This window comes from Stenotrophomonas forensis (assembly GCF_028752115.1).
Taxonomy (GTDB): Bacteria; Pseudomonadota; Gammaproteobacteria; order Xanthomonadales; family Xanthomonadaceae; genus Stenotrophomonas; species Stenotrophomonas forensis.
On sequence record NZ_CP082270.1, the window covers coordinates 4,806,794 to 4,819,725 of the forward strand.

Here is a 12,932-nt window from a genome sequence, read left to right on the forward strand (position 1 = left end):
CCGCTTTGTAGAGTCGAGCCATGCTCGACTCGCGCGGTTCCTACCGGAAGCAGTCGAGCATGGCTCGACTCTACTTGCCCGCGGCGTAATCCTGCGCCTGGCGCATCACCCGCAGCAGGTTGCCGCCCCAGATGCCGGCAATCTGCTGCTCGGTGTAGCCCTTGCGCAGCAGCCAGGCGGTGATCTTCGGCAGCTGGCTGACATCGGGCAGGTCGCTCAGGCCGCCGCCGCCATCCCAGTCCAGGCCGATCCCCACATGCTCGGGGCCAACCACCTTGAGAATGTGCTCGAAGTGGGCGAAGAAGTCGTCCAGGCTGGCATGGCGCACCGGGTGCTCGTGATCCAGCGCCTGCTCGGCCTTCAGCAGGGCAACACCCTGCTCGATCCCCATCCCTTCCCAGCCGCCCAGCTGCTTGCTCAGCGCTTCTTCGGCCTGCTTGCGCTCCGGTGTCTTGCCGGTGTCGATCAGGTAGCCACCGTAGGCATTCACCTGGATCACGCCGCCCGCCTTGGCCAGCTTGCGCAGGCGTGCATCGTCCAGATTGCGCGGGTGGTCGTAGACCGCCTTGGCCGAGCTGTGCGAGAGCACGAACGGCACCGGCATCATCGCCAGCAGGTCGTCGAACACCGCGTCGGAGGCATGCGACTGGTCGATCACGATGCCCAGCTTCACCGCCTGCCGCACCAGCTCCTTGCCGGCCGGGCTCAGGCCTTTCCACTCCGCCCCCTTGGGATCGGTGGCCGAATCGGCGAACTCGTTGTTGGCAAAATGCACGGTGCTGAGCAGGCGCAGGCCGGCGCGGTGGTAGAACGAAAGCAGGCTCGGGTCTTCCACCAGCGGGCTGGCGTTTTCCATGCTGATGTAGACCACGCGCTTGCCGGCGGCCTTGATCCGTGCCGCATCATCGGCGGTCAGCGCCAGCGCGAAGCGCTCGGGATTGGCCGCCAGCATCTCGCGGATTTCCAGCAACCGCTGCAGGCCGTGGTCACGCTCGGCCAGGTGTGCGGCGGCGCTGCGGTCGCCCTGGTCGGTGTAGATCGCCCAGAAGCCGCCGTCCAACGCGCCTTCGACCATGCGCGGGTAGTCCACCTGCGAAAGCGCATTGCGGTCGTGGCGCTGCTCGATGTCGAAGCCGCTGCGACCAAAGTTGGCCGGCGTATCCAGATGGCTGTCGAGAGTGACCAGGCGCTGTTGCAGCGCCTTGGCACGGGCCAGCTCCTGCGCGCTGAACTCAACGGCGTGGGCGGACAGCGGCGCGCACAGCGCCAGGGCAAGCACGACGGACAGGTGGCGCAACGAAGGCATGGGCTCTCACCGGCATTGGGAAGAGCCCGACCATAGCGCTGCGGCCCGCTGATTTGTAGAGTCGAGCCATGCTCGACTGATCAGGCACCGCGAGTCGAGCATGGCTCGACTCTACACGCAGGCATCAATCCACCACGCGGCAGAACACCGCCTTCAGGTAGCGCGATTCCTGCACATGGGCCATGAACGGATGGTCCGGACCGGCGCCGGCGACCTTCAGGATCTGGATCGTGCGGCCGGAGAAATAGGCGGCGCGGCGCAGCATGTCGAGGAACTGGTCCTCGGCCACCAGGCCGGTGCAAGAGAACGTGGCGAACAGGCCACCGGGCTTGACCACGCCCAGCGCCAGCTTGTTCATGTCCAGGTACTTCTTCAGCGCGGTGATCACCTGGTCGCGGTCGCGGGTCATCTTCGCCGGGTCCAGGATCACCACGTCGTACTGCTCGCCGCGGTTGGCGGCATCACGCAGCCACGGGAAGATGTCGGACTGGATGAACTTCGGACGCACGTTGTTCAGGCGCGAATTGCCCTTGGCGATCTGGATCACGTCTTCATCGATGTCGATGCCGACCACCTCAGAAGCGCCGCGCGCGGCCGCGTACACCGCGAAACCGCCGGTGTTACAGCACAGGTCGAGTACGCTCTTGCCTTCCACCTGCTGGCTCAGCCACTCGCGGTTCTCGCGCTGGTCGGCGAAGAAACCGGTCTTGTGCGCACCGGCCGGGTCGGCGCGGAACTTGATGCCGTACTCGGTGATCACCGACGCTTCGGTGGTGGTATTGCCGTGGAAGTCGAAGCTTTCCTGCTTCTGCACGTGCTCGTCGGCGAAGCTGTGGAAGCGGCAGCCGGGGAACTGCTCGCGCAGCGCGTCGTAGATCCACTCGCGGTGGCGGAACATGCCGGCGGCGAAGAATTCGACCACCACCAGGTCGCCGTAGCGGTCGACCACCAGGCCGGACAGGCCGTCGCCTTCGCTGTGCACCACGCGCCAGGCGTCGGACACCGCATCGAGCTTCAGCACCTCACGGCGCAGCGACACCGCCTGGGCGATCTTGCGCGAGAACCAGCCGGCATCGACCGGCACGTTCGGGTCGGTTTCGAGGATGCGCACGGCAATGCGCGAATGCCCGTTGTAGAACCCCCGGCCAATGAACTCGCCATCGATGCCGACCACGTCGACGATGGAACCGGGCTTGGGCCGGACGGTCGGCTTCTCGACCAGTTTCTGGAAGATCCACGGGTGGCTGGAACGCCACGCGTTCTTGAGGCGGACAATCGGAAGGGGGGTATTCATCCGCCCATTGTAGCCGGGGGGCGGCGGGGGCCGGAAATCCAGCACGGGCGCGGCAATTGACGGCGGCCCGGGCAGACGGCAGAATCGGCGCCAGAAGGGGAGTAGCTCCCAGACGTTGTCGCCGTCAATTCGAGCCCGCAGGCTCCGGTGCAACGGCAGTTCCAGCCATTGGAACTGCGAGCGAGACCTTCGCCGTACTGGCGAAGCTCTGTCCCTGGATCCCCTCCCGATCCTCCGTTGCAGATCCTCGCCGTCCGGCCTGGCATTCATCTTTCCAACGGACATTCCCAATGCAGACGATCGGTAACGTGTGGTTGTGGGGCGGCTTCGCAGCGGTGGTGGTCATCGCCCTGCTGGTCGACCTCGTGTTGATGCGCCATGGTGGACCGCACAAGGTCACCTTCAAGGAGGCCCTGTGGTGGTCGATCGGCTGGGTCGCGCTGGCCCTGCTGTTCAACGCCGGCCTCTGGTACTACCTGAATGAGACCGCCGGCCAGGTCGTGGCCAACAAGGTCGGCCTCGAATTCCTGACCGGTTACCTGGTCGAGAAGGCGCTGGCGGTCGACAACATCTTTGTCTTCCTGATGATCATGAGCTACTTCGCGGTGCCGGAGGAGCAGCGCCAGAAGGTGCTGATCATCGGCATCCTGGGTGCGATCGTGCTGCGTACGATCATGATCTTCGCTGGTAGCGTGCTGATCAGCCAGTTCCATTGGCTGCTCTACGTGTTCGGTGCCTTCCTGCTGTTCACCGGCTGGAAGATGTGGTTCGCCGCCGGCCAGGAGCCCGATCTGGAGACCAATCCGGCCCTGCGCTGGATGCGCAAGCACCTGCGCCTGCTGCCGGACTACGCCGGCAACGCGCTGAGCGTGAAGCGCGATGGCGTGCGCTGGTTCACCCCGCTGTTCGCGGTACTGATCCTGATCGCGGTCACCGACGTGATCTTCGCCGTGGACAGCATCCCGGCGATCTTCGCGATCACCACCGACCCGTTCATCGTGCTCACCTCCAACGTGTTCGCGGTGCTGGGCCTGCGCGCGATGTTCTTCCTGCTGGCCGGCATGGCCGACCGCTTCCACCTGCTGCCGTATGGCCTGGCGCTGGTGCTGGGCTTCATCGGCATCAAGATGATGATCATCGACCTGTTCAAGATCCCGACCCCGGTGTCGCTGGGCGTGGTCGCGGTGATCATCGCCGCCACCGTGGTGCTGAGCCTGAAGTACCCGCCGAAGGAAGGATCGGGCCACGCCTGAAGCTGAATCGCTGAACGGCACGGCCGGCGGGATTGTCCCGCCGGCCGTCTCCACTCTCCCGCCGCGGCGGCCTTGGTTTCGCGGCAACCACCGCCATTGCTGAGGTATGGACAACAACGCGCCCCTGCCCGCCGGCGACGTACCGGCCCCCCGCAATGACCACTCGCGCATCCTGCGGGCGTTCAATGTCAGCCTGGCCGCCGTGCTGGTGCTGGTGGCCGTGTTCGCCCTGCAGGGCACGTTCGACTGGCGCCCCTGGGCGGTAGCGCCGCTGGAAGCCAAGGGCCTGCTCGGCCTGGTCGGTGGCCCGATGCTGCATGCCTCGGTCGAGCACATCGCCGCCAACAGCATCGCCATCCTGATCCTCGGCACCCTGGCCGGCAGCGTCTATCCAAAAGCCACCGTGCGCGCCCTGCCCCTGCTGTGGCTGGGCTCGGGCCTGGGTGCCTGGATGCTGGGCAATCCGGGCAGCGTGCACCTGGGCGCCAGTGGCGTGACCCACGGCCTGATGTTCCTGCTCGCCAGCCTCGGCCTGCTGCGTCGCGACCGCGCGGCGATCGCCACCGGCCTGATCGGCATGCTGTTCTACGGCGGCATGCTGATGACCGTCCTGCCGCACGCCGACGGCGTGTCGTGGCAGTCGCACATGGGCGGCGCCTTCGCCGGCATCATTGCCGCGTTGCTGTTCCGCAATGCCGACCCCCTGCCGCCGCGCCAGCGCTACAGCTGGGAAGACGAAGAGGATGAGGCAGAAGCGCTGGCCGACGACGAGCTGGAGCCGCCGTCACCGCAGCGCGTGCCGGTGCTGTGGCAGCCACGCGAGGGCCAGGACTACGTGGTGATTCCATTCCGGCGGCCGGACGATCCGCGCGGCTGAGGTGTGGTAGATGCCGACCTTGGTCGGCGCTGTTCCCATGGGGCCAACCAAGGTTGGCCACTACCGCACGACATTCGGCGATCGGACGGATCAGTTGGCCGCGTTCCCCGCCCTGCCCATCCCATCCACCGCCTGCCGGCCCAGTGCCGGGTCGTCGGTGAAGAAGGCATCGATGCCGGTGGCCAGGTACGCGCGCATCTCGGCGATCGAACCCTCGGCGTTGCGTGCATTGTCGGCACCCTTGCGCAGGTTGCTGGCCTGGAAGTGGTTCTCCGGGCGGAAGGTGTACGGGATCACCATCAGGCCCACCGCATGTGCGTCGCGCACCAGCGAAGTGGGCGTGCCCAGCGCGCCCTTGTCATCCAGCGGAATGATCGAGCGCAGCTCCGGGCCGATGCTGTCGGCGTACACGGCGATGTCCTTCAGGCCGGCCGGGGTCATCATCTGTGCGTAGGTCAGCCTGCCACCGGCCTTGGCGATGTCGGCCGGCTGGGTGTCGCCCTTCCACAGCAGCTGCAGCAGGCGGATGTTGCTGTCGCGCGGGATCTTGCCGCGCAGGTAGCGCAGGTTGGCGGTCTCGAACGACTGGATGGTGACCGGGCCGACGTTGGTATAGGCATTGCCGCGCAGCGCCGCCAGCAGTTTGTCTTCCATCGGCAGGCCGATCGACTGGAAGTAGGTCGGGTGCTTGATCTCCGGCACCAGGCCGATGCCACGGTTGGCACGGCCCGCCTGCTGCACCAGGAAGGCCAGGATCTCGTCCAGGCTGGCGATGCGGAACTGGCCATCATAGGCGGTGCTGCGCAGTTCCGGCAGGCGCTCGCGCGCGTACAGCGTCTTCAGCTCGGCCAGGGTGAAGTCTTCGGTGAACCAGCCCTCGACCTTCTGCCCATCGATGACCTTGCTGGTGCGGCGGCTGGCGAACTCCGGATGCGAGGCAACGTCGGTAGTGCCGCTGATCTCGTTCTCGTGGCGGGCGACCATCACCCCGTCCCTGGTCATCACCAGGTCCGGTTCGATGTAGTCGGCGCCATCGGCAATCGCCTGCGCATAGGCGGCCAGGGTGTGCTCGGGCAGCAGCGCGCTTGCACCGCGGTGGCCATAGACCGACACCTTGTGTGCGGCCGGGGTGGAGGATTCAGCACTCATGGCCACCGATGGTGCCACGGCCAGCGACAACAGCAACGCACAACCCCACGACTTCACTGCGACTTCCCCAAGCGGTATGTGATGAGCGTCAGTATGCGGCGGCAATGTGACAGGCGGGGGACCCCACGCGTCCGGTAGTCGCCGACCTTGGTCGGCGCCCTGCCGGCTGGCGTCGATGACCCCGGATGCCCTGTGCCAACCAAGGTTGGCACCCACCAGAGCGTGAGCCCGTTCGGGAATCTGCCCCGGGCCTTACTTGCCGATGCAGAAGCTGGAGAAGATCCGCCCCAGCAGGTCATCGGCACTCATCTGCCCGGTGATCTCGCCCAGTGCATCGTGGGCCAGCCGCAGTTCCTCGGCGGCCAGTTCCAGGTGTTCGTGGGACAGCTCACCGTCGGCGCGCTGCGCATGCTCCTGCGCGCGCTCGATCGCATCGACGTGGCGGGTGCGCGCGGAGAACTCGCCGTCCACCTGCTCCCCTGCACCGGCCGACGCAATCGAGCGCAGGCGCGCATGCAGGTCATCCAGGCCAGCACCGGTCGCGGCCGAGACGAACACGCGGTCCGGATCGTCCAGCGCCGGCAGCACATCCAGCAGGTCCGACTTGTTGTGGATGTAGACCTTGTGCGGCACCGCGGCCACGGCGTCACCCAGCGCGGCTTCACCGGCGGTGGGGTCCCGCGCATCCAGCACTATCAATGCGAGGTCGGTGCGCTCGATTTCCACATGCGCTCGACGCATGCCTTCGCGCTCGATGGCATCGCCGCCGTCGCGCAGTCCCGCGGTGTCGACCAGGGTCAGTTCCAGGCCGTCCAGGCGGATCGTCTCGCGCAGGGTGTCGCGGGTGGTGCCGGCGATGTCGGTGACGATCGCTCGCTCGCTGCCAGCCAGCGCATTGAGCAATGAACTCTTGCCGGCATTCGGTGGCCCGATCAGCACCGCGTGCAGGCCATCGCGCAGGCGACGGCCGCGCTCGGCGTCGCGGCGCAACAGGGCCAGATCGCTGCGCGCCCGTTCCAGCCCGCGCCGCACCTGCGCGCCACCGAGCGTATCCAGCGGTTCGTCGGCGAAGTCGATGGCCGCTTCCACGTGGATGCGCAGCAGCACCAGCTGTTCGACCACGGCCTCGATGCGGCGCGAGAACACTCCGTCCAGTGAACGTCGTGCAGCGCGCGCGGCACGGTTGTCACCGGCGGCGATCAGGTCGGCGATGGCCTCAGCCTGGGCCAGGTCGAGCTTGCCGTTGAGGAACGCCCGTTCGCTGAACTCACCCGGCCGCGCCTGGCGCGCACCCAGCGCGATGCAGCGCGCGACCAGCAGCTGCAACAGCACCGGGCTGCCGTGTCCCTGCAGTTCCACCACTTCTTCGCCGGTAAAGCTGTTCGGCGCCGGGAACCACAGCACGATGCCATCGTCGATCACCTCACCGTCGGCGTCGCGCAGGCGCGCGTAATGCGCATGGCGCGGGCGCAGTGCAGGCGCACCCAGTGCGTTGGCGATGGCCGCCGCGCGCGGGCCGGACAGGCGCAGCAGGCCGACGCCCCCGGCACCGGGCGCGCTGGCGATGGCTACGATGGTGTCCGTGTGGATCGTGGTGTCCATGGCTCAGAGCTTCTCCAGCTGCGCGCGCGCCTGCGCGGCGCCGCTGCCTTGCGGCTGCAGCGCCAGGTAGGTGGTATAGGCCTGCCTGGCCTTGGCTTTGTCGCCTGCGTTGAAGTAGGCATCGCCCAGGTTGAGATGGGCCACCGCGCGCGACGGGTCGATCTTCAGCGTGTTCTCCAGCCAGCGCGCCGCTTCCGCATAGCGCTGCTGACGGTAGTAGACGAAGCCGAGGTTGTTCGCCGCCTGCGCGAAGTCCGGGCGCAGCTTCAGTGCTTCGGTGAACTCGGCAGCGGCTTGGTCGTACTGCTTCTCGCGATACAGCTGCAGGCCACGGTCATTGGCCTGCTGCGCGCGCTGGCGGTCCGAGGCCGGGCCGGCACTGGGCACCACCAGCCTGGCCTTGCCGCCCTGCAGGTCGGCCACGGTCACCGGCGCCTGGCTGCCCTTGGCTTCGCTGGCCGCATCGACCTTGTTGTTCAACGCGATCGCATCGGCGGTCAGCTGGCGCGTACCGGCGTTGAGGAACTCCTGGCTGTCCGGCACCTGGAATACGAACTCGCCGCCCTGCGAACCGGGCAGGCTGCCGAAGGCCGGGGTCTGGTGCGAAACCGCCGACACCGCCGGCGCCACGTACGCGGCCAGCTCGGTACCGGTGATCAGGCCATCACCGTTGAGGTCACCCTTGCCGGCCAGCGCCTGCAGCAGCACCCAGGTGAACACCGAATGGCCGTTCGGGCCGGCATCGGCCACCTGCTGGTCGGCACCGCCGGCGGTCAGCATCTGCCGCGCGCTGCGGCGTGCGTTCTCGCGCAGGAACGACGACGACGACGGGCCACCCCGGGTCAGGCCCAGGCCGCTGTAGCAGGCATCCATCACGAACATCACGTGCTTGGCCTGCATGCTCTCGGCGATGTTCTGGATGTCGGTCATCGCGATCGCGTCGGTGGCGAACTCTTTCGGGTCCGAATCCACCGGGATGATGTAGCCAAGGTCGCGCCCGGAGGCGAGCTGGCGGGTCGCACCATGGCCGGCGAAGAACACGAACACGCGGTCGTTCTTTCCGGTGCGGTCGTCGGCCAGGCGGTCGTGGAAGGCGGCCAGAATGTTGTTGCGGGTGGCCTGCTCATTCTTCAGCACGATCACCTGCGAAGAGGGGAAGCCGAACTGCCCTGTCAGCGTGTCGGCCACCGCCTGCGCATCGTGGCTGGCGTACTCCAGCTTCGGCCACTTGGCGTAACTGTCGATGCCTACCACGATCGCCCACGACTTCTCGTAGCCGGTGGTGACGGTGGCGTCGCTGGCCGCGCCCTTGCGCGCGCGGGCGACGGTGAAGTCGCGGCCGTTCCAGCCGGCAAACTGGTAGCCGTCGGCGATCAGGCGGTCGAGGATCTGCGGCAGCGCCTTCACCGCACGGTCGTGGATGTCGTGGAACAGGATGATGCCGCGCTGTTCCTTGTTCACCTGGTCGAGCACGCGCTGCACGATCGACTCCGGCACAGGATCGGCCCAGTCCATCGAGTCGATGTTCCACATGATCGACTTCAGCCCTGCCTCGTTGAGCAGCTGCAGGCCTTCGGCGTTGCGTGCACCGTAGGGGAAGCGGAACAGGGGCGCGCGCTTGCTGTCGACGTCCTTCAGCAGCGTATCGGTGTCCAGTACCTGCTGGCGCAGCGCGTCGCCGGTGGTGCGCGACAGCTGGGCGTGGGTCAGGCTGTGGTTGCCGACCGCATAGCCCTCTTCCATCAGGCTGCGGCTGATCTTCGCCATCGGCCCGAGGCTGACCTTGCCGTCCGCCTCGACCTTGCCCAGGTTGCGACCCACCTCGAAGAACACGCCCGGTACGTCGTAGCGCTTGAGGATGGCCACCACTTCATCGGTGTAGGCCTTGTGCGGGCCATCGTCGAAGGTCAGCACCACGGTCTTCGGCGGCAGGTCGCGGCCGAAGATCTCGCGGTCGCTGTCCTTCATCGACATCGGGTACGGCTCGATCACCCCGTAGTCGCGCAGGATCGCTTCGCGGCTGTAGTCCTTGTGCAGGTGGGCGATGTAGTCGTCCCACTTCTCGCGCTTCAGTTCGATGGCACGGGTGCGCTCGAAGCGGCTGAAGATCCGGGTCAGTTCCTGGTTGTAGTTGCGCTCGATTTCATCGAGTGCTTCCAGGTCTTCGCCGATGCGCTGGTGCAGTTTCACCGCCGGCAGCGACGAATCGGTACCGACCCGTTCGTGCAGATCACGCAGCACTTCGCGGAACGCCAGGCGGTCGGCATCGAACAGTTCCGGTGCCGATTCGATGTAGTCCAGCACGGTGCCGAGGGTGGCGAAGCGCTGCGGGCTGGAACCGCGCAACAGGGTGTCGAACTGCGCGGCGATGGCCGTGCGCTGTTCCAGCCCATCGTGGAACAGCTGCTGCCCCACACGCGTGGAGGTACCGCGGTCTGCGGCCGACTGCTGTTCCTCGTCGGCCAGCAGCACGATGATGCGGCGGTAGCCGTCCAGCTGCTTCTGCAGCGCGGCCAGCAGCGGCGTGGCGGCCGGGTCGGCGGCGGCGGCGGCCTGCGCGCTGGGCTGGGTGACGGCGGCCGCCGGTGCCTTCGCATCCTTGTCGCCACACCCGGCCACGGCCAGGGTCAACAACAGCGAGGGCAGGAACAGGCGGAACGACAGCGCACGCGGCATGGTGGACTCGAAGGTGGGAGGAACGGTGTGCCGGGAATTCTAACGCCGCATGCGAAAAGCCCGCCTTGCGGCGGGCTTTTCATCGACCGGGGGGTAGAGTCGACCTTGGTCGACTGCTCCATCCCCAACGCCAGTCGACTAACAGTCGACTCTACAGGTCGGCGTTACTTCTTCTTGACCGGGGCCGGGGCAGTGGTGGCCGGGACCGGATCGCCGCCATGGCGCTTGGTCATCCACCACTGCTGCAGCAGGCCCAGGCCGCCGTTGACCACCCAGTACAGCACCAGGCCGGACGGCATGAAGGCCATCATGACGCCGAACACCAGCGGCATGAACTGCATCATCTTCTGCTGCATCGGGTCCATGCCCGGTGCCGGGGTCAGCTTCTGGGTGAACCACATCACCGCCACGTTGATGACCGGCAGGATGAAGTACGGGTCGCGTGCGGTCAGGTCCTGGATCCAGCCCAGCCACGGCGCCTGGCGCAGCTCGACCGACTCGACCAGCACCCAGTACAGGGCGAAGAAGATCGGCATCTGGATGAGGATCGGCAGGCAGCCGCCCATCGGATTGATCTTTTCCTTCTTGTACAGCTCCATCATCGCGGTCTGGAACTTCTGGCGGTCGTCGCCATAGCGTTCCTTCAGCTGCGCGATGCGCGGCTGGAAGCGACGCATCTTGGCGCCGCTCTTGTACTGCACGGCCGACAACGGATACAGCACCAGCTTCAGCAGCACCACCAGGCCGACAATCGCCCAGCCCCAGTTGCCGACCAGCTTGTGCACCTGGTTCAGCACCCAGAACAGGCCCTGGCCGATCACCGCCATCATCGAGAAGCGGCTGTAGTCGACCACGCGGTCCAGGCCCGGCACGTCTTCCTTGGCGATCAGGTTGACCAGCTTCGGGCCGACCCACAGGCGGGCCTCGGTGCTGGTGGACTGGCCCGGGGCCACGGTGAAGGCCGGGCCACGCGCTTCGATCAGGTCACGACCGGCCACCTGCGACAGCACGTAGTGCGCGGTCTGGTCCTTCTGCGGGATCCACGCGGTGAAGAAATGGTGCTGCAGCATCGCCAGCCAGCCGCCGGTGATGTTCTGGTTCAGCGTGCCGTCTTCCAGGTAGTCCTTGAACGCACGACGCTGGTACTTCTTGTCGTTGTCGTACCAGGTGGCGCCGTTGAAGCTGAAGGAGTCCGGGTTGGTCATGCTCCGCGACAGGATCGTCGGGGTGCGGTCCAGGGTGCGGTAGACGTAACCGTTCCACGGCGCGGTGCCGGTGTTGCTGACTTCGTCCTTGAAGCGCACGGCGTACTCGTTGCGCGAGACGGTCAGGGTGCGCTTGATGGTCACGCCGTTGTCGGCGGTCCACACGAACGGGATCTGCAGCTCGTTCTGGCCCTTGGCCAACACGAAGTCGTTGGTGTCACCGACCAGCTTGAAGCCGTCAGCGCCCGGGACCGGAGTGTTCTTGTCCTCGCTGGCCCAGCCGCTGATCGCGCTGTACGGATGCGCGGGATCTTCGGTCAGCAGGCGCACCGGCGGGCTGCCTTCGTCCTTGGTCTGCGGGAACTGCAGCAGCTCGGCATCGAGCACGCGGCCGCCATCGAGCACCAGGCGCAGCACGTCGGTGGTGACGGTCACGCGCTGGCTGGCCGGGGTGGCACTGGCCTGGGCCTGCACGGCGGCCTGGCCGGGGGCACCCGGGACCTGAGCACTGGGGATGGCGCCCGGGGTTGTACCCGGAACGCTCTGTGCGGCGGCCGGGGCCGACGTGGTCGTCGGGGCCGGGGTCGGAGCAGCCTTTTCACGGCTCCACTCCATCCACAGCAGCACGGCCACCATCAGCCAGGCAAAAATGAGGAATACGCGGGTCTGGTTCATCAGCGGACAGGCTCGGCGGGGCCGGGACGCGATGCCGGCTCGGTCAAAGAAGGAGTTGCGATGCCATCAGGCGGCGGCATTGTGCCGTCCACGCCCGGCGTGGGCAATGCACGCAGGCGACGCAGCAGGCGCAGGAAGGCCTGGCGGATCTCGTCGTTGCTGGCGGAACGCGCAGCACTACGAGCCACGACGACGAAGTCGCCTGGCTGGATTTCGGTACGTGTCTGACGCAGGATGTCGCGCAGGACGCGCTTGATCCGGTTACGCCCGACGGCGTTCGGATCAACCTTGCGGGAAACCGCCAGACCCAGCCTGGCCGGCCGGTCAGCCGGCAGCCAGTGCAGGGTCATCAGCGGATCGGACACACGGCGGGCGCCGTTGAAGACCGTTGAGTATTCGGCACGCGTGCGAACCCGCGCAGAGCGAGGGAATCGCTTGCGCGGGTCTGCAGTATTCACTGTCGAAGGGATTGCGTCTGCCGCGAGGTGCGGCATGGCAATCAGGCGCTCAGGACTTTGCGGCCCTTGGCGCGGCGACGCGACAGGATCTTGCGGCCGTCAGCGGTCTTCATACGGGCACGGAAGCCGTGGTCGCGCTTACGCTTGAGGTTGCTGGGCTGGTAGGTGCGCTTCGTGGCCATTGGGGGCCTCTCGTATGAATGGGACGGAAAGAACCGGAAATTCTAGAGAGGTACCCCGGCCCAAGTCAAGCCCTGGCAGCTACGCCAATTCACTGCCCTGTGCAATAGCTGTGGATGTTTTTGTGAATAAGTAGGGGACAAGCATTCCGAAGGCGGGCGCTCGGTGGTAGTCTGAGCCATCCATTTCCCCCCTTTCCGGCCTGTGTTTGGGCGCCTTGTCGCGTCCACGCCCCGGCCACCGGACGATTATTGCTG

The 12,932-nt window shown here is 66.6% G+C and carries 10 protein-coding genes; 2 read left to right on the plus strand and 8 right to left on the minus strand.

What is annotated here, in order from left to right:
- Positions 1-70: 70 nt before the first annotated feature.
- Together K5L94_RS21880 and K5L94_RS21885 are read right to left on the minus strand one after the other, a co-directional pair.
- Positions 71-1,306, minus strand: coding sequence for a dipeptidase (locus tag K5L94_RS21880; RefSeq protein ID WP_053451212.1), 1,236 nt, complete (start codon positions 1,304-1,306; stop codon positions 71-73).
- A gap of 124 nt (positions 1,307-1,430) precedes the next feature.
- On the minus strand, positions 1,431-2,600 hold the full coding sequence (locus K5L94_RS21885; RefSeq protein ID WP_053451213.1) for a class I SAM-dependent rRNA methyltransferase: 1,170 nt from the start codon (positions 2,598-2,600) through the stop codon (positions 1,431-1,433).
- 290 nt (positions 2,601-2,890) lie between these two features.
- On the opposite strand from K5L94_RS21885, the gene K5L94_RS21890 reads away from it, so the two are divergent.
- Together K5L94_RS21890 and K5L94_RS21895 are read left to right on the plus strand one after the other, a co-directional pair.
- Positions 2,891-3,853 carry a TerC family protein gene (locus K5L94_RS21890; RefSeq protein ID WP_005411722.1) on the plus strand — a complete coding sequence of 321 codons (963 nt, stop codon included), beginning with the start codon at positions 2,891-2,893 and terminating at the stop codon, positions 3,851-3,853.
- 106 nt (positions 3,854-3,959) lie between these two features.
- Complete coding sequence (locus K5L94_RS21895; protein ID WP_274511451.1) at positions 3,960-4,730, plus strand: rhomboid family intramembrane serine protease; 771 nt, start codon at positions 3,960-3,962, stop codon at positions 4,728-4,730.
- Between the two features lie 90 nt (positions 4,731-4,820).
- Here K5L94_RS21895 and K5L94_RS21900 read toward each other — a convergent pair whose 3' ends face one another.
- The 6 genes from K5L94_RS21900 to rpmH all read right to left on the minus strand — a co-directional run bounded on the left by K5L94_RS21900 (position 4,821) and on the right by rpmH (position 12,677).
- Positions 4,821-5,936, minus strand: coding sequence for a glycerophosphodiester phosphodiesterase (locus K5L94_RS21900; protein WP_274511453.1), 1,116 nt, complete (start codon positions 5,934-5,936; stop codon positions 4,821-4,823).
- 195 nt (positions 5,937-6,131) lie between these two features.
- Positions 6,132-7,481 carry a tRNA uridine-5-carboxymethylaminomethyl(34) synthesis GTPase MnmE gene (gene mnmE / locus K5L94_RS21905; RefSeq protein ID WP_274511455.1) on the minus strand — a complete coding sequence of 450 codons (1,350 nt, stop codon included), beginning with the start codon at positions 7,479-7,481 and terminating at the stop codon, positions 6,132-6,134.
- A 3-nt stretch (positions 7,482-7,484) separates the two neighbouring features.
- A complete protein-coding gene (locus K5L94_RS21910; protein ID WP_274511456.1) occupies positions 7,485-10,157 on the minus strand; it encodes a polysaccharide deacetylase family protein in 2,673 nt (890 codons plus the stop codon).
- A gap of 164 nt (positions 10,158-10,321) precedes the next feature.
- Positions 10,322-12,037: a membrane protein insertase YidC gene (gene yidC / locus K5L94_RS21915; RefSeq protein ID WP_274511457.1), complete on the minus strand. Its 1,716-nt coding sequence runs from the start codon at positions 12,035-12,037 to the stop codon at positions 10,322-10,324.
- Positions 12,037-12,531 carry a ribonuclease P protein component gene (gene rnpA / locus K5L94_RS21920; protein WP_006479316.1) on the minus strand — a complete coding sequence of 165 codons (495 nt, stop codon included), beginning with the start codon at positions 12,529-12,531 and terminating at the stop codon, positions 12,037-12,039. The genes yidC and rnpA overlap by 1 nt, the downstream gene beginning before the upstream one ends.
- Positions 12,532-12,536: 5 nt before the next feature.
- Positions 12,537-12,677, minus strand: coding sequence for a 50S ribosomal protein L34 (rpmH, locus tag K5L94_RS21925; RefSeq protein ID WP_005411729.1), 141 nt, complete (start codon positions 12,675-12,677; stop codon positions 12,537-12,539).
- Between the last annotated feature and the right edge of the window lie 255 nt (positions 12,678-12,932).